The sequence below is a fragment of the Dyella sp. PARNA 12/25 genome, from assembly GCF_055702865.1.
On the sequence record NZ_JBVQCI010000008.1, the window covers coordinates 1 to 25,010 of the forward strand.

Annotated in this window: 25 protein-coding genes; 1 reads left to right on the plus strand and 24 read right to left on the minus strand. The window is 63.2% G+C overall.

Annotated elements, in window-relative coordinates; genetic code table 11:
* A partial coding sequence (locus AC0GUR_RS15080) for a hypothetical protein (protein ID WP_472878319.1) occupies positions 1-317 on the plus strand: 317 nt, incomplete at its 5' end.
* Positions 318-637: 320 nt separating this feature from the next.
* On the opposite strand, the gene AC0GUR_RS15085 is transcribed toward AC0GUR_RS15080, so the two are convergent.
* The 24 genes from AC0GUR_RS15085 to flgB all read right to left on the minus strand — a co-directional run bounded on the left by AC0GUR_RS15085 (position 638) and on the right by flgB (position 24,734).
* Entirely contained in the window at positions 638-1,846 is a 1,209-nt protein-coding gene (locus AC0GUR_RS15085; RefSeq protein WP_472878320.1) for a flagellar hook-length control protein FliK, read from the minus strand.
* A gap of 37 nt (positions 1,847-1,883) precedes the next feature.
* On the minus strand, positions 1,884-2,318 hold the full coding sequence (gene fliJ, locus AC0GUR_RS15090) for a flagellar export protein FliJ (RefSeq protein WP_472878321.1): 435 nt from the start codon (positions 2,316-2,318) through the stop codon (positions 1,884-1,886).
* Positions 2,315-3,679 (minus strand): flagellar protein export ATPase FliI, encoded by a 1,365-nt coding sequence (fliI, locus tag AC0GUR_RS15095; protein ID WP_472878322.1) that lies wholly within the window; start codon positions 3,677-3,679, stop codon positions 2,315-2,317. The genes fliJ and fliI overlap by 4 nt, the downstream gene beginning before the upstream one ends.
* Positions 3,676-4,332 carry a flagellar assembly protein FliH gene (locus AC0GUR_RS15100; protein ID WP_472878323.1) on the minus strand — a complete coding sequence of 219 codons (657 nt, stop codon included), beginning with the start codon at positions 4,330-4,332 and terminating at the stop codon, positions 3,676-3,678. Before AC0GUR_RS15100 ends, fliI begins: the two co-directional genes overlap by 4 nt.
* The gene (fliG, locus tag AC0GUR_RS15105; protein WP_472878533.1) at positions 4,329-5,321 is read right to left on the minus strand and encodes a flagellar motor switch protein FliG; all 993 of its coding nucleotides are present in this window, start codon (positions 5,319-5,321) and stop codon (positions 4,329-4,331) included. Before fliG ends, AC0GUR_RS15100 begins: the two co-directional genes overlap by 4 nt.
* A 149-nt stretch (positions 5,322-5,470) precedes the next feature.
* Positions 5,471-7,183 (minus strand): flagellar basal-body MS-ring/collar protein FliF, encoded by a 1,713-nt coding sequence (fliF, locus tag AC0GUR_RS15110; protein WP_472878324.1) that lies wholly within the window; start codon positions 7,181-7,183, stop codon positions 5,471-5,473.
* 48 nt (positions 7,184-7,231) lie between these two features.
* A complete protein-coding gene (fliE, locus tag AC0GUR_RS15115) occupies positions 7,232-7,555 on the minus strand; it encodes a flagellar hook-basal body complex protein FliE (protein ID WP_472878325.1) in 324 nt (107 codons plus the stop codon).
* 274 nt (positions 7,556-7,829) lie between these two features.
* Positions 7,830-9,269 carry a sigma-54 dependent transcriptional regulator gene (locus AC0GUR_RS15120; RefSeq protein ID WP_472878326.1) on the minus strand — a complete coding sequence of 480 codons (1,440 nt, stop codon included), beginning with the start codon at positions 9,267-9,269 and terminating at the stop codon, positions 7,830-7,832.
* A 339-nt stretch (positions 9,270-9,608) separates the two neighbouring features.
* Positions 9,609-10,166, minus strand: coding sequence for a PilZ domain-containing protein (locus AC0GUR_RS15125; RefSeq protein ID WP_472878327.1), 558 nt, complete (start codon positions 10,164-10,166; stop codon positions 9,609-9,611).
* Between the two features lie 85 nt (positions 10,167-10,251).
* Positions 10,252-10,536 (minus strand): flagellar protein FliT, encoded by a 285-nt coding sequence (locus tag AC0GUR_RS15130; protein WP_472878328.1) that lies wholly within the window; start codon positions 10,534-10,536, stop codon positions 10,252-10,254.
* Positions 10,537-10,546: 10 nt separating this feature from the next.
* On the minus strand, positions 10,547-10,975 hold the full coding sequence (fliS, locus tag AC0GUR_RS15135; protein WP_472878329.1) for a flagellar export chaperone FliS: 429 nt from the start codon (positions 10,973-10,975) through the stop codon (positions 10,547-10,549).
* Positions 10,976-10,979: 4 nt separating this feature from the next.
* Positions 10,980-12,533: a flagellar filament capping protein FliD gene (fliD, locus tag AC0GUR_RS15140; protein ID WP_472878330.1), complete on the minus strand. Its 1,554-nt coding sequence runs from the start codon at positions 12,531-12,533 to the stop codon at positions 10,980-10,982.
* Positions 12,534-12,728: 195 nt separating this feature from the next.
* Complete coding sequence (locus tag AC0GUR_RS15145; protein ID WP_472878331.1) at positions 12,729-13,943, minus strand: flagellin N-terminal helical domain-containing protein; 1,215 nt, start codon at positions 13,941-13,943, stop codon at positions 12,729-12,731.
* Between the two features lie 403 nt (positions 13,944-14,346).
* Positions 14,347-15,573: a flagellar hook-associated protein FlgL gene (gene flgL / locus AC0GUR_RS15150; RefSeq protein ID WP_472878332.1), complete on the minus strand. Its 1,227-nt coding sequence runs from the start codon at positions 15,571-15,573 to the stop codon at positions 14,347-14,349.
* A gap of 6 nt (positions 15,574-15,579) precedes the next feature.
* Positions 15,580-17,454, minus strand: coding sequence for a flagellar hook-associated protein FlgK (gene flgK / locus AC0GUR_RS15155; RefSeq protein WP_472878333.1), 1,875 nt, complete (start codon positions 17,452-17,454; stop codon positions 15,580-15,582).
* Between the two features lie 155 nt (positions 17,455-17,609).
* Positions 17,610-18,560 carry a flagellar assembly peptidoglycan hydrolase FlgJ gene (gene flgJ, locus AC0GUR_RS15160; RefSeq protein WP_472878334.1) on the minus strand — a complete coding sequence of 317 codons (951 nt, stop codon included), beginning with the start codon at positions 18,558-18,560 and terminating at the stop codon, positions 17,610-17,612.
* On the minus strand, positions 18,560-19,642 hold the full coding sequence (locus AC0GUR_RS15165) for a flagellar basal body P-ring protein FlgI (protein WP_472878534.1): 1,083 nt from the start codon (positions 19,640-19,642) through the stop codon (positions 18,560-18,562). The genes flgJ and AC0GUR_RS15165 overlap by 1 nt, the downstream gene beginning before the upstream one ends.
* A 62-nt stretch (positions 19,643-19,704) precedes the next feature.
* Positions 19,705-20,388: a flagellar basal body L-ring protein FlgH gene (flgH, locus tag AC0GUR_RS15170; protein WP_472878335.1), complete on the minus strand. Its 684-nt coding sequence runs from the start codon at positions 20,386-20,388 to the stop codon at positions 19,705-19,707.
* Between the two features lie 8 nt (positions 20,389-20,396).
* The gene (flgG, locus tag AC0GUR_RS15175) at positions 20,397-21,182 is read right to left on the minus strand and encodes a flagellar basal-body rod protein FlgG (RefSeq protein ID WP_472878336.1); all 786 of its coding nucleotides are present in this window, start codon (positions 21,180-21,182) and stop codon (positions 20,397-20,399) included.
* Positions 21,183-21,209: 27 nt separating this feature from the next.
* The gene (gene flgF, locus AC0GUR_RS15180) at positions 21,210-21,950 is read right to left on the minus strand and encodes a flagellar basal-body rod protein FlgF (RefSeq protein WP_472878337.1); all 741 of its coding nucleotides are present in this window, start codon (positions 21,948-21,950) and stop codon (positions 21,210-21,212) included.
* Positions 21,951-21,959: 9 nt separating this feature from the next.
* Positions 21,960-23,177: a flagellar hook protein FlgE gene (gene flgE / locus AC0GUR_RS15185; protein ID WP_472878338.1), complete on the minus strand. Its 1,218-nt coding sequence runs from the start codon at positions 23,175-23,177 to the stop codon at positions 21,960-21,962.
* A gap of 36 nt (positions 23,178-23,213) precedes the next feature.
* Positions 23,214-23,888: a flagellar hook assembly protein FlgD gene (locus AC0GUR_RS15190; protein WP_472878339.1), complete on the minus strand. Its 675-nt coding sequence runs from the start codon at positions 23,886-23,888 to the stop codon at positions 23,214-23,216.
* A gap of 16 nt (positions 23,889-23,904) precedes the next feature.
* The gene (gene flgC / locus AC0GUR_RS15195; protein ID WP_472878340.1) at positions 23,905-24,333 is read right to left on the minus strand and encodes a flagellar basal body rod protein FlgC; all 429 of its coding nucleotides are present in this window, start codon (positions 24,331-24,333) and stop codon (positions 23,905-23,907) included.
* Complete coding sequence (flgB, locus tag AC0GUR_RS15200) at positions 24,333-24,734, minus strand: flagellar basal body rod protein FlgB (protein ID WP_472878341.1); 402 nt, start codon at positions 24,732-24,734, stop codon at positions 24,333-24,335. Before flgB ends, flgC begins: the two co-directional genes overlap by 1 nt.
* Positions 24,735-25,010: the final 276 nt, after the last annotated feature.

The following is a 25,010-nucleotide window of genomic DNA, read 5'->3' on the forward strand; positions in this document are numbered from 1 at the left end:
CGCTTTTCGCTTTTCGCTTTTCGCTTTTCGCTTTTCGCTTTTCGCTTTTCGCTTTTCGCTTTTCGCTTTTCGCTTTTCGCTTTTGGCTTTTGGCTTTTGGCTTTTGGCTTTTCGCTTTGGACTTGCGGGCCCCTATGGCGCGGCGGGCGGGTGGAGGAATAGCCCGAAGGGTGGCCGGCATGGATGCCGGCCAGTTTTTCGACAGGACAGGGATGTCCTGTCGAAAAACCCCGGAACCCGTCCGCGAACCCGAAGGGCGCGCCATCGGGGTGGCCTCACTTTTGGTTACTTTTCTCTGGCCACTCAGAGAAAAGTGACCCGCTGGCCGGCAGGACAGCGGAAGCCCGCTGCAGGCGAGCCAGGTCGCGGAAGCCTCACATCAGAGCGAAAGAGCAAAGTCACAAGATGGCCAGCTTCGCTGTTGTAAAGCGCTTCCCGCCTTCGCGGGGATGACGGCACAAATGAAACCGTGAGGCTAGATTGACCCCTCACCACCGTAAAGGCGGCAATGCCACAACCCTCTCCTCACTCCTCAAAGCCGCGGCCATCCACGGCCGCTCCCCGCGCGCCCCGGATGGGAGAGGGAGCAAAGAGCGTGGTGCATCAGGCAAGCCCAAAACATCGCGGCCTCACCCCATTACGCAAACATATCCACCAACCCCACCGCCTTCACCACCGGCGCGATAGCAGACACCACCTCACCGACACCTTCCTCCAATCCACCCTCACCCTGAGAAGAAGCACCGGAAGCGCCAGCTTGCGCAGACCCATCACCACCATGCCCCTGCCCCACCTGCGCCTGCCCCAACGAAAGCCCATGGTGAGCCAACATCGAATCCAGCTGGCTCAGGGTCTGCTGCACGGCATGCACCGCCTGCGGATGTTGCGCGATGAAACTTACGTCCACGTGATCCTGCTTCACGCTCACCTTGACGTTGAGTTCGCCCAAGTCTTCAGGGTGCAGGCGGACGCGCGCTTCCTTGATGTCCTGTCCACCCAACCACGCCACCTGCTGCCCCAGCTCCTGTCCGAACGCCGGCGTACCAACGGTGGATTGCATGGTCAGCACGTGAGGCGCCGGCGTCGCCTGAGCGATGCCAGTAGTCGGTGGTTGTACAACAGGCGCCGCGACAGATTGCAGCGCATCGAGCGGGTCGCTGCGGTCGTTCCGGTTTGAGTCGGTCAGCGCCTGCACCGCATCCTTCGCAGAGGCGTCGGTGAACGTAGCGTGCGTGCCCGGCGTGGTCGCGGCATCGACGGCATCGCTATCGTCATCACCCTGCGACGACAACGAAAGCGTCTTGTCCTTGAGGCCGTCGAAGGTCTTGGAGAAATCTTTTGCAGACGACAGCGACGCCTGTGCGCCATTCTGCGCGCCCGTCAGCGAGGCAACATCGGCCGATGCGATAGGCGTGGCGGACACCGTTGGCAGAGCCGTAGCGGTAGCCGCCATGGTCGTCGCGCTAATGGCCGCGGAGGATGCATCTGCCGTGTCACCTTGCGCAGCTGCGGGTACATCTGATGGCGCAGCAGTCGCGGGTACGCTCTGCCCCAGCAAGGTGAGCATGGCTGCCGCAGCGGCGCCGGCGGCTTCGGCCTGTGCCGGCTTATCGTTGCCACCCTTCCCACTGTCCGTGGCTTGCGCACTGCCTTGGCTGCCGGGCTGCGCAGTGGTGGACGGTGCGGACGCCTTGGGCGTCGACTGCTGGGCGAGCTGTTGGCGGGCCTGCTGCCACGGCTGTTTGAAGTCGGCGCGCGGGCCGGTGGCGGCGCCATTTGTGCCCTGGTTACTAGCCTGCGCACTCGCGGGCGCGGCGTTCACAGGCAATGCAACGGGAGCACTCATGGGTTGATCTCCTGGCTTACGTCATTCGTTGGCATCGTCACGAAAGGCCTCGCATGGGCCGCCGGTATTGCATGCGTTCGTCGATTTCCGCCTGCTCGCGGCGTTCTTCGCTCTTGCGTTCCTGTTCGCGGTAGCGGTCGATCACGCTACCTAGCGCCTGCTCGCGCGCATGGGCGTCTCGCCACTGGCCACGCACGTGTTCGAGTTGACGCTGCTGTCGCGTCACTTCGTTGATCTGCTGAGCAATCACCTGATCGATGCGTTCGACGAACTGGCGACGGTTGAGCAGCACGCTCACGCTCACCCCGCCCTGCGTGTCCGCATACTCGTCTCGATAGCGGCGCAGCTCGGTCAGCTGCTGCTCGGCCTTGGCGAGTCGCTGTTGTTGTTCAGCGAGCCGCTGCATGGCGGATTCCTGACGCTCGTGCGCCAGGTCGACCGCCGGTTGCAAACGGTTGGCACGGGACGTCACGGCGCGCCTCCACTAGTGAGCGCTTCGAGAGCACCGATGGCATCACCCAGCGCAGTCGGCGCGTCCACTTCCTGCTGCAGGAAATCGCGCAGTCGCGGCCACATGGCGATGGCGTGGTCCACCTGGGGGTCGGAGCCCTTCTGGTAGGCACCCACCGCAATCAGGTCGCGCTGCTGGCGATACGCCGAGTACACCTGTCGGAAACGCTGCGCGGCGCGCAGGTGATCGCGCGTGACCACGGCGGGCATCACGCGGCTGATCGAAGCTTCAATGTCGATGGCGGGATAGTGACCGGCCTCAGCAAGGTCGCGCGACAGCACGATGTGGCCGTCGAGAATGGCGCGCGACGCATCCGCGATGGGATCGTGGCGGTAGTCGTCACCTTCGGTCAGCACAGTATAGAACGCGGTGATGGAACCACGGCCCTCGGCATCGTTACCGGCGCGCTCCACCAGGGCCGGCAGCATGGCGAATACCGACGGTGGATAGCCCTTGGTGGCCGGCGGCTCGCCAATGGCCAGGGCGATCTCGCGCTGCGCCTGCGCATAGCGGGTGATGGAGTCCATCAGCAGCAGCACGCGTTGACCGCGATCGCGAAACCACTCGGCAATGGCGGTGGCGTATTGCGCACCGCGCAGGCGCTTGAGCGGTGGTGCGTCGGCCGGTGCGGCCACGATCACAGCGCGGGCACGCCCCTCAGGACCAAGGGTGTGTTCCACAAATTCTTTTACTTCGCGGCCACGTTCGCCGATCAGTCCGACCACCACCACGTCGGCGTCGGTGTAACGGGTCATCATGCCGAGCAAAGTCGATTTGCCGACGCCGGAACCGGCGAAGAGGCCAAGGCGCTGACCTCGTCCGACGCTGAGCAGCGCATTGATGGCACGCACACCCGTGTCGAGCGGCGTGTCGATCGGCTTGCGCGCCATCGGGTTGATCGGTTCGCGCTTGAGCTGTGCATGTTCGTCGACGTCGAGCGGCCCCATGCCGTCGAGCGGCACACCGTCGGCGCCGATTACCCGGCCCAGCAAGGCCATACCCACCGGCAAGCCGCTGATATGTGCGCACGGCCGCACACGTGCATTGGGCAGCACGCCGTGCATTTCCGTCACCGGCATCAAGAGCAGGCGCTCGTCGGCAAAGCCGACCACTTCGGTATCCAGTTCGTTGCCGTCGGCGGTGCTCACCATGCAGCGAGCGCCCAACGGCGCTTCGCAGCCTTCGGCTTCAAGGGTGAGGCCGACTACGCGACGCAGGCGGCCTTCCACAGTGAGCGTGCGCACGCTAGTGGCGCGCTGGCGCCGACGCGCCAGCCGTTCCTGCCACAGCGCGGTGCGCGAATGGCTGGAAGGCGCGTTCACCCGCGCACCTCGTCCGCTTCGTTATCCATGCTTTCCGCCTCGTCGCCAAGCACGGCATCGACCACGGCAGCAAGGCGTGTTTCCACGCGTGCGTCGAGACGCGAACGCTCGCTTTCCAATACACAGTCGCCATGTCGCAAGGTGGCATCGGGAAACAGCTGCCAATGTGATTCGGCCGCGCCAAGGGTGCGCAGCAGCGCCAAGTCGTCCGGATGCAGGCGTACGCGCAGGCTGCCGGTCGCCGAGGGCAGTGCCAATGCCGCCTGACGCACGGCCTCCACCACCAGATCCGGCGTAACACGCAATTCGTGAGCGATGACCTGGCGCGCCACAGTCATGGCCAGACGCGCCAGTTCGAGTTCCACCAGCTCATCCATCGTGCGCAGCGGGCGGGCGGTGGATTCCAGCAATTCATCCAGCCGGGATACACGCCCGTTGATCAGGTCGCGCGCCGCCGCCATGCCTTCGGCATGACCGGCCGCATAACCTTCGTCGCGGGCCTGTTGTTCCAGAGCCTCGAGATCGCGCACCGTTGGCTGCGCGATCGTCTCAGAAGGTTCCGGCAGCGGTTCCGGCGCCACGGGTTCGCCCACTTCCGGCAGTGCCCAGCGCTCGAAGGCCAGCAGCTTGTCGCGGTTAAGAACGGCGCTCATGCCACCAGCTCATCACCAGTGCCGGAGAGATTGATCGCCCCCGAGTCGGCCAGCTTGCGCGCGATGGCCAGCACTTCCTTCTGTGCTGAATCGACCTCGCTGAGGCGGACGGGGCCGGATACTTCCAGGTCGTCGCGCAACATGTCGGCTGCACGCTTGGACATATTGCCGAAGATCTTCTCGCGCACGCCAGGCTCGGCGCCCTTGAGTGCTGTGACGAGGCGCGCCGTGGGTACTTCGCGCAGCAAGGTCTGCATGCTGCGGTCGTCCAGTTCGGCAAGATCCTCGAACACGAACATGAGTTCTTCGATGCGACCACCCAAGCCCGCATCATGGGTGCGGATGGCCGTCATCAGCTCATTCTCGCGACTGGTGTCCATCGCGTTGAGAATGTTGGCGGCCGCCTTGAGGCCACCCACGCTTGCGGATTTGAGCTTCTTGGTGTTGCCCGAGAACTGGCGTTCCATGATCTCGTCCAGCTCGTTGAGCGCGTGCGGCTGCACGCCATCGAGCGTGGCGATGCGCATCACCGCGTCGCTGCGTGTGCGCGGCGGCAAGTAACCAATGACTTCGGCAGCCTGGTCCGGCTCAAGGTGGGCCAGCACCAATGCGATGATCTGCGGATGTTCCTGGCTGATCATCTCCGCGATCGCGCGACTTTCCATCCACTTGAGCGATTCCAGGCCCTTGCTGGTGCGGCCGAGCAGGATACGGTCGATCAAACCGCCCGCCTTGCTCTCGCCCAACGCATTGACCAGGATCTTGCGGATGTAATCCTCGGTGCCCACACCCAGCGAGGTGTGGCGGCCCATATCTTCATTGAGGCGGGCCAGCACTAGCTCCACCTGATCACGCGACACATTGGTGAGGCTGGCCATGGCGGTGCCCACGGCCTGCACGTCACGCGCACTGAGATGCTTGAGCACCTCGGCAGCGTCCTGCTCACCCAGGGTGAGCAGCAGGATGGCCGCGCGCTGCGCGCCGCCGATTTGCATTTCTGCTTTCATGTTAGGGCCTGCTGACCTGCGTTGCCGTATTCGGTGCGTGCGCCACTACTCGGCCCACGAGATGTCCTTGGCTTATCGGCCCTCTGGTAAGAATCCGAAGGCGATCGCCCGTGCCGGGCACGTGGAGAGAATCAGCCACCATCCTCGCCCACCCAGCTTCGAACCACCTGTGCGACCTGCTTGGGGTTTTCGCTCACCATGCGACGCGCGATGCCGATGCGTTGCTCATAGGCAAGCTGCTGCGACGCGCCGCTGAGGCGAACCAGTTCGTCCCCATCTTCTTCCTCGTCATCCACGCGCACCGAAACGGTCGGTATCGGCGCGCCATTCGGCGTGGCTACCGCAAGACCGGTACCCGGTGCGGGTGCACGGCCAAGCCCGCGCAGCAGCGGCCGCAACAAGCCAAACGCCACCAGCAACGCGACCAGAATGCCCACGCCTTGCTTGATCAGGTCCAGCATGCCCGGGCGCTCCCAGAACGGCTGGGAGGCCGGCTGCGCATCGCCGTTGGGGTCTTGATGGAAAGGTTGATTGATCACGCTGACGCTGTCGCCGCGCGCTTCGTTGTAGCCCACGGCATTGCGCGCCAGCGTGGTGAGGTGCTCCAGTTCCTGCGGCGTGAATGGCACGCTCTTGGGGCCCTTCTCGCCCGCGACTGCCTTGTTGTCCACCAGCACCGCCACCGTCAGGCGCGCGAGGCGGCCCGCCGGGTCGCTCACGTGACTCACGGTGCGATCCAGCTCGTAGTTGCGCGTTGCGCTGCTGGTGGTCTCGCCCGGCCCATTGGATTGCGCCGTGGCGGTGGTCGCGCCCTTGCCGTTGGCACCCTTGCCTGCGTTCGGGTTTGCCGCCGTCGGTTGCGCCACGGTATTCGGCGGTTGGTTGCTCAGTGCACCTGGCACGCCGGCGTCGCTGGCTGCTCCCGTACGCTGCTCGCTGCTGGTCTGTTCGCTGCGCAGCGCCGGATGTTCGTGACCGTAGGTTTCGGTCGCCTTTTCGGTTTCGCTGAAGTCGAGATCCGCATAGACCTGCGCGCGCACCTTGCCGGGACCGACCAGCGGGGTCAGCAGCTCTTCGATGCGTTGGGCGTAGGTGTTCTCGATACGCGTAGCGAGGCGAAGTCGCGTATCGCCAATCGCGCTTGCGCTGCCAGGATCGGTGGTGGTGAGCAGTTGCCCCTGCTGATCCACCACAGAAACCTGCTTGGGGTCGAGGTTGGGCACACTGGACGCGACCAGATGCACGATCGCCGCCACCTGGCTCGCATCGAGCTGGCGACCGGGATAAAGCGTCACCAGCACCGACGCGCTCGCTTCCTTGTTGTCGCGAATGAATGCCGACGGCTTCGGCAACGCCAGGTGCACACGGGCAGCACGCACCGACTGCAAGCCCGCAATGGTGTTGCCAAGATCGGATTCCAGCATCTGCTGGTAACGCGTGCGCTCGGCGAGATCGCTCATGCCGAACGGCGAATCGCTGCCGGGGGCGGCGGTGGTCGCCACGCTGCCTTGCGGCAAGCCCTGTGACGCCAGCTTGAGGCGAATGGCCGCCAGATCGGAAGCCGGCACCATGATCGAGCTGCCGTCCGGACCCAGCGTGTACGGCGTATTGGATGCCTGCAGCGCTTGCGTAACCGCCGCCGCATCCTTTTGTTCGAGGCCTGCATACAGCAGGCCGTAGTTGGGTCCACGCGACCACAGCACGACGGCAACGCCAAGCGCCACCGCGGCGGCCACGCCCACCAACAGCAACAGCTGCCGTGTGGCTGGCGTGCGCGCAAGTTGCTTGAGGTCCAGGCGAGTACCGGCCTTGTCGTCGGTGGTCGCGAGGGCGTTATCGGCCATGGGAAAAGCTCGTGCTCGGGGGACGCGAGGGTTTCATCAAAACACCGGTCAAACCGGCATATTCATGACGTTGTTATAAGCATCGACCAACTTGTTGCGCACCTGGGTCAGGGTGTTCAACGAAAGATCGGCCTTGTTGATGGCGACCATAGTGCGGCCGAGATCCGCACCGGCATCGCCACGCTCGAAACCCGCAGCGAGTTGGCCAGCGTTGGTCTGCGCATCGGCCACCGACGAGATGGATTGCTTCAAAAGATTGGAGAAATCGGTTTTCACCGGCGTCGCCGCGGTGAACGACTGCTCGGGAAACTTTGCCTGTGAGGAGAGCTGTCGCATCTGCGACAACAGGTTGCTGACTTCGATCTGGCTCATGACGGAAATCCAACGCGTGACGATGTTCTGATGTGTAGAAGCACAACGCGTGCCATCGGTTTGGTGGCGCAAAAAGACTTGTGTTCCCTCACCGTCATTCCGGCGAAGGCCGGAATCCAGTGACTTTGCTCTTCGCTTTGCGAGCTACCCAGCCCAAGCGCGAAAGGCACTGGATTCCGGCCTTCGCCGGAATGACGGTGAGGAGTTTTGCTGACGGTGAGGCGAGAATGACGGTGAGGGGTCTGAATGGCGGCGTGGGGAAACCGTCGTGCTCTTACGCCTGCAAACTCGGCTGCAATCCATACTTGCGCAGCTTTTCCACCAGCGTCGTGCGCTGCATGCGCAACAGCTTCGCCGCATGCGCCACCACACCACCGGTAACGTCAAGCGCTTGACGGATCAACCCCACCTCGATGTCGGCCAGGTGGTCCTTCAGATCCAGGCCACCTTCCGGCAGCATCACCAGCGAGTCGGTCGGCACCACGGTCATCGGCTCGCTCATGACACTGGCTTGGCCGGTCATCAGCGTCAGCAAGGCCGCGCCGCGCACTTCCTCGATCACCAGCTGGCCGCGATATTTTTCCGGCAGATCGCTCACCCGCACTTCGCTGTGCGGATAGAGAATGGAAAGGCGCTCGACCAGGTTGTATAGCTCGCGCACATTGCCCGGCCATGTATAGCCGTGCAGCGCATGCAAGGCACCGGCACTGAAACGCACACCACCCAGGCCGCGGCGTGCCAGGCGCTGGTTGAACTCCGCCACCAGCTCGGGCAGGTCGTCCAGATGCTCGCGCAGCGAGGGCATCTCAAGCGGGAACACGCTAAGGCGGTAGTACAGATCTTCGCGGAACTGGCCGTCGGCAATCGCGGCCTCCAGGTTGCGGTGCGTGGCGGCAATGATGCGCACATCGCAACGCTGCGTGCGGTTGCTGCCCACGCGCTCAAACACTCGCTCCTGCAGCACGCGCAGCAGCTTCACCTGCATCGGCAGACTCATGTCGCCGATTTCGTCGAGGAACAGCGTGCCACCCTCGGCCATCTCGAAACGGCCCTTGCGCGCACTGATGGCGCCGGTGAACGCGCCCTTTTCGTGGCCGAACAGCTCGCTTTCCAGTAACTCGGCGGGGATCGCGCCGCAGTTGATGGCGACGAACGGCTTGTCGCGGCGCGACGAACACTCATGAATGCTGCGCGCGACCATTTCCTTGCCGGTACCCGACTCGCCTAGCACCAGCACGCTGGAATCGAACGGCGCCACCTGGCGCACCAGCGCATTCACGCGCGCCATCGGCCCGGAACTGCCGACCAGGCGCAGCTCGGAACGGCGCGCACCGGACGGCGCCTGCGGACCGCGCAGACTCTCAGCCAGCTGCTCGTAGCGCAGCGGAAACTCCACGATGCCCACACGACCGGCATCGTTGCCCAGTCGTGACATCCATTCGGAGTCAGCAGCCAGCAGCACCTTCGCGTCCGCCGCCGCAGCGCCGAGCTGGGCAAACTGACGCTCGGCGTCGGCATCGTTCTGCACGCTACCTACATAGACGGCACGCCATGCGTGGGTGATTTCGTCCACAGTGTCGCCTTCGTCCCCGTGCTGGGGGTGATACCCGAGAAACTCGAGCGCCGACATGATCGATTCGGCCCTGCGGTGATCCGACTCGATCACCAGTACGTCGTACTTGCCCTTCTGCGTCTCTCGTGCGTGCTGCTTCATTGCTGACCCCTGTAAACCTGGATTGCACTGCCTGTGCGACGACGGTCCGTCGTCATCTGCTCCGTAGGTTCAGCAAGAAGAAGGCCAGCCCGGCACGAAATTCCGACACTGCCTGTCAGCGTCGACTGCCGGGGAGCGTCACCTGTATGCGAGATCCTTCGACGGTTATGTGAAGGCGGCTGACAGGTGACTGAATCCACAAGGGAAAAACCGCGAAAGAGGCGCCACAGGAAAGTGACCCTGAGCGACACCCAAGCGAGACCTGCGTCAAAGATCTTTCGCGTCAGGCTCTCGTAACGTGATGCGAGTCACATAGTCGACGGGACCCGTTCCAGAGTTCTACGAAATCGTCTGGCGCTTTTCTGCCACTTTGCGTCGGTGATGGCGGAACACGAGGCGCTCAAGTGCGTCACACGTCGCATCATCGAGCGATTCGAAGGTCACGAAAACGTGATCTGCATCACGCTCGAGCACGTATCGTGCCGCAAGCTCCAGTGGCAAAGCCAGGCAACCGTCGAAGTGAAGCCGCAACAAACCGCTGGCCTCGCCTGCGGGCCAGATCACCGAGGGCAGCACGGCGCCCACGGCGTTGAACTGCAATGCGTAGCGCGGTGGCAACGGGGTATCTCGCTGAAGCAATTGATCGAGCATGGCCATCATCACGTTGAGCTTGCTGTCCAGGCGCAACAAGTCCTGGGCCATCGGGCTTTCGTCATCGACCGGTTCGCTGCGTCGCTCGCTGAATACGGCCAGCGTGCCCAGCACACTGAGATTGCGCTCGCGCAGCGTCGCCCGCTGCAGATCACTCAGCGGTTGCGGCAACGCCGCCCAGCTGACGTGAAGACCATCGTCATAGGCGACGCGCTCAGAAAAGGCCAGCCAGTTAGGGTCTTGCATGGAATTCCTCGATCGTTCCTGACCGCGCGTGGCGCAGTCGCTGAAAGGGCGTGAGGATTATGCGCGCGTTGGTGCGAAACGGCGCTTAGTCGTGACCGGCGTGCAGATAGGCACTCAGCGCGCGATGGCGATGCTGATGCTGGCCCAGCGCCTCATTCAGATGTTCGCGCTGCTGGCCAGCCAATTGACGCACTTCTTCGGTATGCGCCAGCAACGTCTTGAGAACCGGCAGTGACGCAGGATCGGTAATGGAGACTGAGGCCAGCAAGGCGCCACGCTCCGCTTCCAGTGTCGCGACCCTATCCCACTCGCTGTCACGAGCGGCCGAAAGCATGCGAGCGCTGATATCGAGCAGGGTTTCATGGGTCATGCGGATGGCCTCAGGCGGCGCCGGGCGCGCTGCCCTGCCCTGCCAGATACGACTCGCGAATCTGGCGCCAGGCTTCACGCACCGGCGTAAGCAAATCCACCGCTTCATCGATGGCCTGCTCGTCGTCGTTGAGCTGGGCGTGCAGCAAGCGACGGCTCACATAGTCGTAAAGCGCATCGAGCCGAACAGCCAACGCGCCACCGGCGGCATGGTCGAGACTGCCGCGCAGTTCACCGAGAATGGCCTGGGCCTTGCCGAAGTGCAGCCCTTTGGCCGGCACATCACCGCGACGCACGGCGCCACGCGCCTGGTTGATGCGATCGATCAGGCCGTCGAACAACATGTTGGTCAGCTGATGGCGGTCGGCACCCTCGACGCTGCCGCGTGCGCTGGTGTCCTGATACATCGCACTTCCGTTGCGCATGTAGCCGTAGGTCATGACCTTAGTTCTTCGAATTGTTGGAGTTGTTCAGCTGCGCCAGCGCCGTCGTCAGGTAGCTACTGGTGTTGTTGAGCGATGACATCAAGGTGTCCAGCGCGGTGTACTGCTGCTGCAGCTGGTTTTGGTACGTCGCCATGCGCTTGTCCAGCGCCTTCTGCTGCTGGCTGAGCTGCGTCAACGTATTGTTGAGGCTATTCATCCGCGTGGAGATGATGCCGTTCGCGGAGGTATAGGAGTTGAGCGCGGTGTTCAGCGTCGTGGCATAGCCATTGGTGCCAGTGAAGAGCGCCTTCACGTCGTTGCTGTTGGACTGAAACGCCGCAGCCAACTTTTTGTTATCCAGGTTCAGCGTGCCGTCGGAGTTGCGGGTAATGCCAAGATTGGCCAGCGTGCCAATGCTGCTGCCCGGGACCGCACTGCTCATCACCGACGCCATCTGCCGTTGCAACGACGACAGCGTGGTGTCGCCCAGCAGCACGCCAGCGTTGCCGGTGCTCGAATCGAAGCTGGCGAGCTGCGCAACCGTGCTGGCGTAGCTGTTGTAGGCGGTGACGAAACCCTGGATGGCGTTGGTGGCGGCGGTGTTGTCCTGCGCCACAGTCAGCGTGTTGGTGCCGGTGCCGGTGAGGTTGAGCGTGACACCGTCCATCATGCCGCTCACGGTGTTGGATGCACTGCTCACGGCGATGCCGTCGATAGTCAGCTTCGCATCCTGCGCTTCGTTACTGCCCGCCGTATTGAGCGTGGTCGCGAGCGACGTGAGGCCGGCGCTGCTGGTGGCATTGGCGCTCACCGAAAAGCCGTTGGCCACACCGGTCTTGCTGGAGCTCAGCATCAGCTGCTGACCGTTCACACCATTGACGATGGTGGCGGTCACACCCGGGTTGGACGACGAGCCGTTGATTGCGCTGGCGATATCCGACAACGTGTTGGTGCCGGACACCGCCACGTTCATGGTGTTGGAACCCACCGTAATGCCCAGCGTGCCGTTGCCCACGGCGGCGCCCGAGGCAACGGCGCTGCTGGCGCGCTTCTGCGCCGTCGCCAGCTGACTTACCGATAACGTGTAGTTGCCAGGGCGCGCACTGGCCAGCGTGCTGGCCGTGCCAATGCTGGTACTGCCCCCCATCGGTGTCAGCGTGGCGTTGTAGCTGCTGAACGTGCCGACCGCATTTAGCGTGGCCAGCGCACTCTGAATGCCGCTGAGCGCGGAATTGAGTGACGAAAGGCCGGTCAGCAGATTGGTGGTCTGCGTGGTGCGCGTGGTGATCTGCTGCTGCGAGGCCGCTTTGCGTGCATTCACCAGCGCGGTGACGATCGCGTTGACATTCAGGCCCGAGCCGAGGCCGATCGAGCTGATGGTGGCATTGCCGGAACTGGTGTCCGAACTGCCGGAATTGCTCGAGGTGCCTGACGTGCCGGAGCTGCCGCTCGACGACGTGCCGCCAGTGGAGGAGGTGCCAGACGAACCGCTACCGGTATTCGTACTCGAACCAAGCTGGTTGAGCATGGAACTCAGGCTGTTGCCCGAGGTGGCACCGCTGGTCGTCGTCATGATGTGGTCTTTCCTTGTCCCGAACGTATTCCGCCTTTAAGCGGAGGATGTCGAGCCTCCGGCAAAACCTTCGCACGCAAAGGCTTTGCCGGCGGCTCCCGAAACGCTCGGCGGGCTGCGAGGGCAACCCGCCGGGCGGTAAAACCGGCCGCCTGCGGACGCGACCCGGGAGAGTCGCGTCCTGGCCTGCGTCCGTTACTGCAACAGCTTCAGCACCTGCTGCGGGTTGGAGTTGGCCTGCGCCAGCACCGAGATACCTGCCTGCTGCAGCACGTTGGCCTTGCTCAGGTTGGCCGTCTCGGCTGCGAAGTCCGCGTCCTGGATGGTCGACTGCGAAGCCTGCAGGTTGGTCGTCTGCGCTGCCACCGTGGAGATGGTGGACTGGAAGCGGTTCTGCACCGCACCCAGCTGGGCAGCGAAGTCGGCAACCGACTTCAGCGCCACGTCGACGCGCGAGATCAGCGCGTTGGCGTGATCCACGCTCAGCACGTTGCCGGTATCCAGGCCACCGCCGGTGGCCACAGCCTTGGCGTCGTTGTTGGCCGCTGCAGTACCGTTGGCCGAAGAGTTACCGGCGATGCTGGTCTGCGGGGTGGCCTGGCCGCCGAGCGTGGAGGCAGCGTTGATCGAACCGGTGTCCGTCACCGTGAACGAGCCGCTGGAATAGAAGCTCACGCCGCCATTGCCATCCACCGCCGCGCTGAAGCCCGTGATGCCAGCCGCGTTCACGGCGTCAGCCAGGTCCTGCACGCTCGATGCCGTACCGGACAGCGCGTGAGCGGTGCCAGCGGAGTCGGTGATGCTGATCTTGCTCAGGTCGAGCGTCTGCGCAGCGCCGCCAGCGGTCTTGTTGGTGAACGCGCCGGAGAGGTCACCGGTGTTCAGCTCGCCGATGGCGCCCATGTCGTGGGCCTTCACGCTCTGGCCCAGGCTCACGCTGATGGTCTGGCCCACGTCCGAACCGATCTGGAACGACTGGGTCTTCAGCGAACCGTCCAACACGTTCTTGCCGTTGAAGGTGGTCTGGTTGGCGATACGGGTGATTTCAGCCAGGCGCTGCTGCACTTCCTGGTCCATCGACGCACGGTCGCTGGCGGTGTAGGTGCCGTTGGCCGACTGCACGGCCAGGTCGCGGACGGCCTGCAGGTTGGCGGTCACCTGGTCCAGGGCCGAACCGGCGGTCTGCGCCAGGTTGATGGCGTCGCTGGCGTTGGCGCTAGCCTGCTTCAGGCCACCGATCTGCGTGGTGTAGCGCTGCGAGATCGCGAAGCCGGCGGCGTTGTCGGCCGCGCTGTTGATCTTCAGACCCGAGGACAGACGCTGCGTTGCCTGGGACAGGGCGCTCTGCGACTTGGTCAGGTTGTTCTGCGCGGTCAGCGACGAGATGTTGGTATTGATAACGAGAGACATGGATTGCTCCTGCGTAAACCGGTGGCCGGTTCGATTGGCGTTGTTCGTGCCGGCGTCAGGTCCTTCGTGGGATGCCATCCGCCTCAGAGAGTTTTTCGGCGCTTGTTTCGATTACTTGAGCCACTCGCTGCAATTCGTGCTAGGGCGCGCTTTGCACACCTGACCCGACACTGCCGCGCCTCGCCTTCACACAAAAACCACCACAGCGCAGACCTCCTTTGTCTTGACGCCTTGCCACAAAGCCGCGCGTAGTTTGCGTCCAAAGCGCGGCACTTAATTCACTTACGGGACCCTTGCAAGTTCGTCATCCCCGCGAAGGCGGGGAACCAGCGACTTTGCTCTCGTGGCGAGGAAGGCACTGGATTCCCGCCTCCGCGGGAATGACAAGCCCTTGGGACTCCACTTACTTCAAATAGTTGAACAAGCTCATCGACTTCACCTGCGCAAAGATCTGCTGCGAGGCCTGCAGCGCCGACTGTTGCAACGACAGGTTGCTGATCGCGGTATAGGCATCGACGCTTTGCACATCCGACAGCGCCGACTGATAGGTCACGTTGAGATCCTGATACGCACCCTGTTGCTGCTGTAGCGTGTTCAGTCGACCGCCAATGGAAACCTGGGTGGAGCTGATGGCCGCCTGCGTCCGGTCGATCGACTCGATCTGCCGGCTCATCGTGTTGGTCAGCTGCGTGTTGCTCACACCGCTCTGCAGCGCGTTGATCATGTTGCTCAGCGTGCTGAACATGTCCTGCTGACCGCCAGTGCTCACCGACACCGTATCGCCGGCGGCGGGCGTGCCGCTCATGTTGATGGTCATGCCGTTGAAGCTGATGGCGCCGCCATCCTGATAGGTACCCGTCACCGGGTTGCCGCTGCCGTCGAGCACCGGATTGCCCTTGGCATCTGTCGCTGCCCAGGCGCCACTGTTACCGAAGGTGATGGTGTAGCCACCACCACTGGCCGCCTTGGTGCTGTTCCAGGTGGAAAGATCGGTCACGCTGTTGCTGCCGACCAGCAGCGTGCCCGTATTCCCATTGCTGGCGCTCGCAGTGAAGGAGCCATTACCAGCAGGGATATTCATGAACAGGTTGCCACCCGAATCGCTGGTAGCAATCTGCAACCCCGAACCCACCGCCGCATGCTGCTGGTTGTTGTTGCCCAAATAGCTGACCACACCGTTCGGCCCCACCTGGAAGGGCATGGTGGTAGTGCTGGTGCCGGCAAACAGTGCATTGCCGTTGCTGTCCGTAGTGTTCGCCTGCTGCACCAGCTGGTCGCGAATCTGGCTGAGCTGGCTGGCGATGCTGGCACGATCACTGTCGGACAGCGTGCCGTTCACGGCCTGCAGCGCCAACGTGCGCGCAGTGTCGAGCACACTGTTCATCGAGCTCAGCGTACTCACCTCGGTATTGAGGCGTGTGGTCGCGCTGTTGATATTGCTCGTGTACTGCGTGTTGGCCGCAATGACGTGATTGAGGCTCACCACCTGCCCCGCACCCGCCGGGTCATCCGACGCCACGTTGATACGCAAGCCGGTAGTCACCTGATTCTGTGAACTGGCCAGCGCGCTCTGCTGGTTCAGCATGGTGCTGAGCGACTGCTGATACATCCAGCTGGTGGAAAGACGCATGGTGTTTTACCCGTGGATCGCGGAGAGCAGACTGCTGAAGATCGTCTGCGACGTGGAAATGATCTGTGCAGACGCCTGATAGGCCTGCTGGTAACGCACCATGCTGGCCGCCTCTTCATCGAGGTTCACGCCAGCCACGCTCTGCTGGGCTGACATCGCCTGGTTGTAGAGCGCGGTTTGCGTAGTGAGGGTGGTCTGCGCCTGGCTGCCTACGGTGCCGATGGTGGTGGTAAGCGTGCCGTACGCACCGATGATCGACTGCGTGCCACCGTTGACCACACCCTTGTTGGACAGACCCGCCAACGACAGTGCATTGCTGGTGTCGTTGAGGCCGTTGCTATTGATGCCGATGGTGAAGCTATCGTTTGCCGCCGGCGTGCCCGAAGGCGTCACGCTCCAGCCGTTCGCGCTGATGGTTTGCCCCGGCGCATAAGCGCCGCTGGAAAGCACATTGCCGGCCGTATCGGTCACCTGATAGGTGCCGGTCGTGGGGAAGCTCAGCTTGGCGTTGTTCAACAACGCGGCGTTGGTCGGATCCTGCACGGTCACCGAGCCGATGCTGCCGGTGCCGGTGTTGGTGCCGGGCGCTGACGAGGTGAGCGCGGCAGCGGCGGCGATGCCGTTGGGATCGGTCATGGTCAGCGCCAGGCCAGTGGACGCCTGGCGCGTGGGCTGGATCTGGAAGCTGTCGCCCGCCTGTGCGGTGCCGGACAGGCTGAACGTCATTCCGTCGGCAGAATACGTGCCGTTGGCGTTCGCCGTCATCGCCACGTTCTGGCCGCTGGTGGTCTGCAGGCTCCAGCTGGAGCCGTTGTAGCTCAGCAGATAGTCCGAGGTGGTGAGTTGCGAAGCATCGCTGATGCTCGCGGTTACGCCGGCGCTGCCCTTATTGGCGCTGCTCGGAAGCACCGCCGGCGACGGCACGCTGAACATCGGCCCGCCCTGCTTGCCGTTGAGGTCCAGGCCCTTCGACTGCTGCTGGTTGACGCTACTGGCCAGACCCACGGCCGCCTGGCCAAGCTGGTTCTGCACGTTGTCGAGCACGTTGCTGCGGTAATCAAGCAGCGCGCCGAGCTTGCCGCCGCTCACCTTCGAGCTGATCACGGTGCCGGTGCTGTCGAGCACTTCGGTGCGCGATGCGTCGTAGGCGTTCTTGCCGGTGGACAAGGCATACGACTTGTCGCCGCTGACCAGGGCCTGGCCACTGGTGGCGTAGATGCTGAGGGTGCCGTCGGGCTGCGCATTAGTGGAAACGCCCAGGTAGCCCGACAGCGTCTGCACCATGTTGTCGCGCTGGTCGAGCAGATCGTTTGGCGGGTTGTTGCCGGCCTGGCGGATCTTGGCGTTGAGGTCGGCGATGCTGCTGGTCACGCTGTTGATGCTGTTGACGGTGCTGCCGATCTGGCTGTTCACCTGTCCTTGCTGAGCCTGCAGCTGCTGGCCCAGCGTATTGAACACAGTGACCATCGAGCTGGCGCTGCCCAGCAGCGACTGACGGCTCGACGCCACGCCCGGCGTGTTGGCCACGGTGTTGAAGGCGCCGTAGAAGCTGTCCAGCGCGCTCTGCAGGTTGCCGCTGGCGCTGAGCATGCTGTTGAGCGTCGTCGCCAGGCTGTTGTAGGTGGTCGCGCGCTGTACGCCCGAATTGCTGTTCCACAACGCAGTGGTGAGGAAGTCGCTATAGGCGCGCTGCACCGCCTGCACGTTCACACCGCTGCCGATGGTGTAGTTGCCGCCGGAGGGCGAGATGTTCTCGGTCTGCAGCACCGTCTGCCGGCTGTAGCCGGGCGTATTGACGTTGCTGATGTTGTTGCCGACGGTCGACAGCGCCACTTGCGCGGCGTTGAGTCCTGAGGCACCGATATTGAGAAGGTTAGACATTAGTCATTCCGGAGCGTGACATTAAGGGGCCTCGAGTAGATCGTCATTCCCGCGAAGGCGGGAATCCAGTGTCCTCCACGCCGCCAAAAGCGAAGGCACTGGATCCCCGCCTTCGCGGGGATGACGAGCTACGTTGTGGTTCCTCGAGATTTCCATCAGGGATTCGGCTTGCGGCCAACTTTCTTGAGGGCGTCCTGCCCGATGGCGTCGAGTGCGTCACGCATCGCAGGGCTGTTGGCAATCGCCACGATCTTTTGCGCATACGCGGGGTCGGTGGCGTAACCGCCATTGACCAGCCCGCGCGCAAAGCCCACCACGTCTTCGCCGTGGTTCAGCGCCCTGGCATAACGGGGGTTGTCTGCAATGAGCTGGGCATAGTCGTCAAACGACTGGCCCGGGTTGTCATACGAGCGGAACTGGGCGCGACGGCGAACCGGCACGCCGTCCTCAAACTCGAGCGTAGGCACGCTGACCTTGTCACCACCCCAGCTGCTACCGGCCTTCATGCCGAACAGGTTGTTGCTGGTGTTGCCGTTGCCATGGGTAGGCATGTGCTGGCCCCAATTCGTTTCCAGCGCGGCCTGAGCAAGCACGGCGCGTACCGACACGCCGAGCTTGTCGGCTGCCTGTTGGGCGTACGGCGCCAGCTGGCGCACGAAATCCTGCGCATCGTCCGGCAACCACTTGAGCACTTTTTCACCGGCCGAACGGGCCGTACCGGCCAGGGAGCGAAGGCGCTGCTGCCAGTTGTCATCAACGCTGGCCGCGCTCGCCTTGTCCGCGCCGTTGGTCAGAGCACCGCCCAGCTGACGCACCAGCATCTGAGCAATGCCGATGCCGTTGCCATGCTGCGACAACTGGATCGACAGCTGCTGGTCGAACATGTCGCGCCAGGCATTGCCGGCTTCGCTGTCGAACAGACCATCGCCGGCGCTCGCCTCGCGCATCGACTTCAGCATCATCTGCGTGAAGATCGACTCGAACTGCTTGGCCACGGCGGGCAAGGCTGCCTTGGCGTCGCTTTGCGCGCTTTGCCGCAACGACTGAAACCCGGACAGATCGGTCCAGGTGTTCAGGCTATTGGCGGCATCGCCGGTGATCGCCATCAGATGACCACCAGCTCCGCATGCAGCGCGCCAGCTTGCTTGAGCGCCTGCAGGATGGAAATGAGATCAGTGGGCGACGCGCCTACCCGGTTCACCGCGCGCACGATGGTGTCGAGGTTGGTGCCCGGGCCGAACTTGAACATGTGGGCGCCGTCTTCGCTGACCTGCACGTCGCTCTGCGGCACCACCACCGTCTGGCCACGACCGAACGGCTGGGGCTGGCTGACCTGTGGCGTCTCGGAGATGGTGACCTGGATGGAACCGTGCGCCACCGCTGCCGGTGTCACGCGCACTTCCGAACCAATGACCACCGTGCCGGTGCGCGAATTGACCACCACGCGTGCCGGTGCGTCACCCGGCGTGACTTCAATGCCCTGGATCGCCCCCAGCCACGCCACGCGCTGACTGGGATCAACCGGCCCACGCACGCTCACCGAACCACCGTCAACAGCGCTGGCCGTGCCGGCGCCATAGGTGCGATTCACCGCCTCCGCGATGCGCGTGGCCGTGGTGAAGTCGGCGGTGTTGAGATTGAGCATGAGGTCGCCGCCGTTGGAGAACGACGAAGCAACCGCGCGTTCGACCGTCGCACCGTTGGGCACGCGACCGCTCGCGGAAATATTGATCTGCACGCTGGAGCCGCTCTTGCCCGACGCGCTGATGCCGCCCACCACCACACTGCCCTGCGCCATGGCGTAGACGTTGCCATCCGCACCGCGCAGCGGTGTCATCAGCAGCTCGCCACCGCGAATGCTCTTGGCGTTGCCGATGGAAGCCACGGTGATGTCGATGGTCTGGCCCGGCTTGGCGAACGGCGGCAGCTGCGCCGTCACCGTCACCGCGGCGGCGTTCTTGAGCTGCGGGCGTACGTTGGCCGGCACCGTGATGCCGAACTGCACCAGCATGTTCTCCAGGCTCTGCGTGGTGAACGGCGCCTGCGTGGTCTGGTCACCGCTGCCATCCAGACCCACCACCAGACCGTAGCCGATCAACTGATTGCTGCGCACACCGCCCACCTGGGCCAGGTCGCGGATCTTGTCGGCATGCACCGGCGCAGGCAGCGTGGCCATGGCCAGCGACATGATGGCCAGCAACAGACCGCCGAGCTTGCACGCGAGCATGCGCTGCAGGTTCCGGACGTTCATCAGTAAGGCATCCATTTGGAACTGAAGAAGCGCGACAGCCAGCCCTGCGTATTCGCATCCGCCAGCGTACCCTTGCCGGTATAGGCAATCCGCGCATCGGCGACGCGTGTCGAAGGCACGCTGTTGTCCTGCAGAATGTCCTGCGGACGCACGATGCCGGAGATGCGGATCATTTCCTGACCCTGATTGATCGCGAGCATCTTCTCGCCGCGCACCAACAGATTGCCGTTGGAAAGTCGCTGCGCCACGGTGACGGTGATCGAACCATTCAGCTGGTTGCTCTGGGTGCTGTCACCCGTGCCATCAAAACTGCGATTGCCGTTGGTGGTGATGTTGGCCGTCTTGCCGTTGAGCGTCAGCCCCTGACCAAGAATCGTCGGCGCAGCGATATTGGTAGCGTCTTTCTTGCTCGTGCTTGTGCTGGCCTTCTTGGATGCCTGCGTGCTCTCCACCAGCGAAATCGTCAGGATGTCGCCCACGCGATGCGCGCGCGCATCGTTGAACAACTCCATGCCCTGATCGGCGTGATAGATCGAGCCATCCGTCGGCGGCGCCGATGCTTGTTCCTGCGGCATGGTGGCCGCCCACTGATGGTCGTCACGTGGCGCTGGCATGACGCAACCCGCCAGCGATGCGACCGCGAGCACCACAGCGATTCGAGGAAGGATGCGGAAAGACAGCATGGCAGTACTCACATCTTGTCGGTCAGGGCTTGCAGCATCTGGTCGGTGCTGCTGATTGCCTTGGAGTTCATTTCGTAGGTGCGCTGCGTCTCGATCATGTTGACCATCTCGGCCACCACATTGACGTTGGAGGACTCCAGCGAACCCTGCAGCAGCGAACCCATGCCATTGAGTGCCGGCTGTCCGGTCTGCGGTGCGCCGCTGGAGGCGGTTTCCACGTACATGTTCTGGCCCACCGGCTGCAGGCCGGCAGGGTTGATGAAGTCGGCCAGCTGCAAGGTGCCGAGCGTGGCCGGCGTGGCCGACGCCGTGGTGGTGGCGCTGATCGTGCCGTCACTACCGATAGTCAGGCTCTGCACGTTCGGCGGCACGGTGACGGCAGGCTCCAGCGGATAGCCGTCCGAGGTCACCAGCTGGCCGTTGGCATCGGTATGCAGTGAACCGTCACGCGTATACGCCACGGTGCCATCCGGCATGCTCACCTGCAGAAAGCCGCGGCCCTGGATGGCTACATCCAGCGAGTTGCCGGTCTGGGTGATATTGCCTTCGGTAAACAGTTTCTCGTTGCCCACCACGCGCACACCGGTGCCCAGCATCAGGCCCGACGGCGACAGCGTCTGCTCGGTGGTCTGGCCACCGGGCTGGCCCTTGTTCTGGTACATCAGGTCCTGGAACGCCGCACGCGAACTCTTGAACGCGGTGGTATTGGCGTTGGCCAGGTTGTTGGAGATCACGTCCATGCGCGTCTGCTGCGCGTCAAGGCCGGTCTTGGCAATCCACAAGGAAGAAAACATCGGTCACTCCGTGAGAGAGGTGCTGGCTTAGTTGCCCTGCATCAGCTTGAGAGAAGCATCGGCGTTGTCCTCGGAGGTCTTGATGGACTTCACCTGCATGTCGTACTGGCGCGACAGCGCAATCATCTTCACCAGCTCGGCAGACGGGTTGACGTTGCTGCCTTCGAGCACACCCGAAGCAATCGTCACCTTGTCGTCTAGGCCGGCCGTACTGCCATCGGTCATGTGCATCAAGCCGTCGGCACCCTGCGTCATCTGCGCGCTATCAGGGTTCACCAACTTGATGCGATCGAGCGTGGACACCGAGTTGGGCCCTTGCCCCAGCGGTACGCTGGAGATGGTGCCGTCCGCGCCTACGCTGATTTCCGATGCCGGCGGAATGGTGATGGGGCCAGAGCCACCCATCACCGGATTGCCGCGCGAATCGGTAAGACCGCCATCGGCGGTCAACTGAAGATCGCCCGCTCGTGTATAGGCTTCCGAACCGTCGGGCGCCTGCACCGCGATCCAGCCGGCGCCGCGCACCGACACATCGAGCGAACGCCCGGTGTTGATCGGCGAACCCTGCCCACTGCCCTGGCCGATGCCCTGCGCCACCGCGTTGACGCGCGCCGGCCGGCCATCGCCTTGCACCGGCACGCTCTGGAACGCGGAAAGCTCGCTCTTGAAGCCGACCGTGGAAGCGTTGGCCAGGTTGTGGCTCACCGCTTCCTGGGCGCGCATGATCTGCGTCGCCCCAGTCATCGCTACGTATACGGAACGATCCATGGCGGCTTATCAGCGCGACACGGCGTTGAACAATGCCGTTGCCAGCGTGTTGTCCGTCGACAGCACCTGCGCATTGGCCTGGTAGTCGCGCTGCGCCTGGATCATGTTCACCAGCTGCGCGGTGGTATCGGCGGTGTTGGAGCTTTCCAGCGCGCCGGACTGCAGCGTGCCGAACTGCCCCGTGCTGGCCGTACCCATCACCGCCGAGCCGGAATCCGTGCTGGCAGCCCAGGTGGTGTTGCCCATCTGGCGCAGGCCCTGCGCATTGGCGAAGTTGGCAATCGCCACCTGACCGATCTGCGTGCTCTGGTTGTTGGAGTAATACGCCGTCACCACGCCCTTGCTGTCGATGTCGATGTTCGACAACGTGCCGGCCTCGAAACCGTTCTGCACAATCGTGCCTGCCGAATACGCGGTACCGAACTGCGTGGTGTTGGTGACGTTGAGCGACAACGTCAACGGCGACGAACCGTTATTGAGGTTCACAGCACCGTAATTCAGCGCGCCGTTCGCCGGCGTGGCGAGATTGCCGTTAGCGTCGAACGTCATTGCCTGCGAGCCGGCGTTCTGGCCATCAACGAAGAGATTCGCGTTCCAGGTATTGGTGCCGGTCTTCACGTAATAAATCGTGGCCTGGTGCGAGCCACCCTGTGAGTCATACACGGTCACCGGCGAGGCAGCGTTGTAGCTGGTGGAGTCGCTGGTGCTGAACGCGTTGGTCGGCACGGTGGCGCTGGCCGGCAGGTTCGACGTCATGGTGACCAGCGAGGTCGCGGTGGCGTTGCTCTGCGCCGTCACCAGATTCAGGTCCTTCAGCGTGCTGGTATCGAAGCCGCCAATGCCGTTCGGCGGGTAGATCTGCAAACGCGAGCCATCGGGTGTGGTCACGTAGCCTGACTTGTCCTTGATGAAATCGCCGGCGCGCGTATACGTCACGCCGCTGCCGTTGTTCACCGCGAAGAAGCCATTGCCGCTGATGGCCAGATCCAGGCTGTTATTGGTGGTCTGGATATCACCCTGCGAGAACTGCTGCGCCACCTGCTGCAGGCGCACGCCGCTGCCCACTGCTGTGGAATTGAGGTTGAGGCCGGTCACCGCAAAGATATCGGCAAACTCCGCACGCGAACCCTTGAAGCCGGTGGTGTTGGCGTTGGCGATGTTGTTGGCGATGACATTGAGATCGGACTGAGCGGCGTTGATGCCGCTGAGCGCTGTATTAAGTGCCATGTTCGATTCCTCGAAGAAAGTGAACGCGCAGAGCGTTTACAGAATTTGTGCCACCTGGTTGAGCGGCACGCCGCCCACACCCGCAACCTGCAGGTAAGTTCCCAACGAACTGCCGCCATAACCGACGCCGGTGACTGTGCCGGCCACATACGTATCCAGCGACGTCTTGCCGCTGGTGGCCTTCAGCGTGTAATTGCCACCCGACGCGAGATTGCCGTTGTCGTCTTTGCCGTCCCAGCTGAACTGGGCCAACCCCGCGCTCTGCGCGCCAAGCGGCATGGTGCGCACGACATTGCCGTTACCGTCGAGCACCTGCACGGTGACGCTGGTGGCAGTGGGTACATTGACCGCGCCGCGCATGCCGTTGCTGCCGTCGAAACTCATCGTGCTCGAAGGCACCATGACCTGGCGGTTGACCAGATTCGACGAACTCAGCACCTGCGAGGTCTGCATGGCTGTATTGACGTTGCTGCTCAGGCCCTGCAGATCGGTATCCAACTGCTGCGTGGCCGACAACTGGCTGAACTGCGCCATCTGCGACACGAACTGCGAGTTGTCGACCGGATTGGTGGGGTCCTGCGCCTTGAGCTGGGCCGTCATCAATTTGAGAAAGTCGGCCTGCGTCATGGTGTTGGACAGCGCCGAGTTCGTGCTCGTCGTGCCCGTGTTGCTGCCGCTGCTCGTATTGTTGGTACTGGGAATAGTGGACACGTGATTACCTCCCGGCTTACTTGCCGAGGTCGAGGGTCTTGAGCATCAGCTGCTTGGTGGTGTTCATCGCTTCGACGTTGTTCTGGTACGAACGCGACGCGGAAATCATGTTCACCAGCTCATCGATGGGGTTGACGTTGCTGCCATAGACGTAGCCCGTGCCATCCGCCATCGGGTTGCCCGGTTCATAGCGCGCCTGCACATCGGCCTGGCTTTCGGTAACGCCCTTCACCTGCACACCCACCGCGCTATCACCTTCGGCACTCTTGGCGCTGCCGAGCGCGCGCTGTACCGCGGCGAACAACGGTTCCTTGGCGCGATACGCACCTTGCGGCGTGCTCGACACGCTGTCGGCGTTGGCGAGATTGCTGGCGACGGTATTCAGGCGCAGCGACTGCGCCGCCATGCCCGAACCGGCTACATCGAAAATCTTGAACATCGACATCAGCCCTGGCCTCCGGTGATGGCGGTACGCAGCATGTGAATCTGCGCCGTGATGAAGGAAAGGCTCGCCTGGTAATGCACGCCGTTGGCGGCGAAATTCGCCTGCTCCACCTGCGTATCGACGGTATTGCCATCCATCGTCGGCAAGCCCGGCATGCGATAGGCGAGCTGATCAGCGGCTTGCGCGTTTGGATTGATTTGCCCCGTGTGCGTCATCGCCATCGGCAAGCTGTCGCTTTGGCCGCTGGCGTTGGATAGCGCCTTTTTGAAATCGACATCGCGCGCGAGGTAGCCAGGCGTATCTGCGTTCGCCAGATTGCTGGCCAGCACTTCGCTACGGCGTTGCCACAGGTCGAGTGCCTGGGTGTGCAAACCGAACGGGTTGTCGTTGATCAAACTCATCACTCACTCCTGCGACGGGGGCCGCGGGGTGGTTTGAGCAATTTGCGTGCCACGGGTTTGCTGGGGGTGCGGAGGGCGCGTGGTTGGTGGGTTTGTGGGGTGATTGGGTGTTGATGTGGTGGCGGAAATGGAGGCCATGTCGGAATTTCGACGCGGGTGATAGCGGCTTCCTGACGCGGGGTGGTTTGTGTGTGTGCTGCACTTCTCCCTCTCCCCTCTGGGGAGAGGGCTGGGGTGAGGGGTGGGGGCTTGCGGTAACGCATGCTCCCCTCACCG

What these genes read in the sequence shown, in the direction of transcription:
- flgC (WP_472878340.1), bottom strand. Translation starts at nt 24,333, where the DNA reads ATGTCGATGTTCAAGATTTTCGATGTAGCCGGTTCGGGCATGGCGGCG.
- AC0GUR_RS15125 (WP_472878327.1), bottom strand. Translation starts at nt 10,166, where the DNA reads ATGCAAGACCCTAACTGGCTGGCCTTTTCTGAGCGCGTCGCCTATGAC.
- flgJ (WP_472878334.1), bottom strand. Translation starts at nt 18,560, where the DNA reads ATGGCGATCACCGGCGATGCCGCCAATAGCCTGAACACCTGGACCGAT.
- AC0GUR_RS15100 (WP_472878323.1), bottom strand. Translation starts at nt 4,332, where the DNA reads ATGAGCGCCGTTCTTAACCGCGACAAGCTGCTGGCCTTCGAGCGCTGG.
- flgG (WP_472878336.1), bottom strand. Translation starts at nt 21,182, where the DNA reads ATGTTTTCTTCCTTGTGGATTGCCAAGACCGGCCTTGACGCGCAGCAG.
- fliD (WP_472878330.1), bottom strand. Translation starts at nt 12,533, where the DNA reads ATGACGACGACCAGCGGTGCCACCTCGGGCAACAGCCTGAGTTCCATG.
- AC0GUR_RS15145 (WP_472878331.1), bottom strand. Translation starts at nt 13,943, where the DNA reads ATGTCTCTCGTTATCAATACCAACATCTCGTCGCTGACCGCGCAGAAC.
- AC0GUR_RS15130 (WP_472878328.1), bottom strand. Translation starts at nt 10,536, where the DNA reads ATGACCCATGAAACCCTGCTCGATATCAGCGCTCGCATGCTTTCGGCC.
- flgH (WP_472878335.1), bottom strand. Translation starts at nt 20,388, where the DNA reads ATGCTGTCTTTCCGCATCCTTCCTCGAATCGCTGTGGTGCTCGCGGTC.
- flgK (WP_472878333.1), bottom strand. Translation starts at nt 17,454, where the DNA reads ATGTCTAACCTTCTCAATATCGGTGCCTCAGGACTCAACGCCGCGCAA.
- AC0GUR_RS15085 (WP_472878320.1), bottom strand. Translation starts at nt 1,846, where the DNA reads ATGAGTGCTCCCGTTGCATTGCCTGTGAACGCCGCGCCCGCGAGTGCG.
- flgF (WP_472878337.1), bottom strand. Translation starts at nt 21,950, where the DNA reads ATGGATCGTTCCGTATACGTAGCGATGACTGGGGCGACGCAGATCATG.
- flgL (WP_472878332.1), bottom strand. Translation starts at nt 15,573, where the DNA reads ATGCGTCTTTCCACCAGCTGGATGTATCAGCAGTCGCTCAGCACCATG.
- fliF (WP_472878324.1), bottom strand. Translation starts at nt 7,183, where the DNA reads ATGGCCGATAACGCCCTCGCGACCACCGACGACAAGGCCGGTACTCGC.
- fliS (WP_472878329.1), bottom strand. Translation starts at nt 10,975, where the DNA reads ATGACCTACGGCTACATGCGCAACGGAAGTGCGATGTATCAGGACACC.
- fliE (WP_472878325.1), bottom strand. Translation starts at nt 7,555, where the DNA reads ATGAGCCAGATCGAAGTCAGCAACCTGTTGTCGCAGATGCGACAGCTC.
- AC0GUR_RS15165 (WP_472878534.1), bottom strand. Translation starts at nt 19,642, where the DNA reads ATGTCGCTGGCCATGGCCACGCTGCCTGCGCCGGTGCATGCCGACAAG.
- flgE (WP_472878338.1), bottom strand. Translation starts at nt 23,177, where the DNA reads ATGGCACTTAATACAGCGCTCAGCGGCATCAACGCCGCTCAGTCCGAT.
- flgB (WP_472878341.1), bottom strand. Translation starts at nt 24,734, where the DNA reads ATGAGTTTGATCAACGACAACCCGTTCGGTTTGCACACCCAGGCACTC.
- AC0GUR_RS15120 (WP_472878326.1), bottom strand. Translation starts at nt 9,269, where the DNA reads ATGAAGCAGCACGCACGAGAGACGCAGAAGGGCAAGTACGACGTACTG.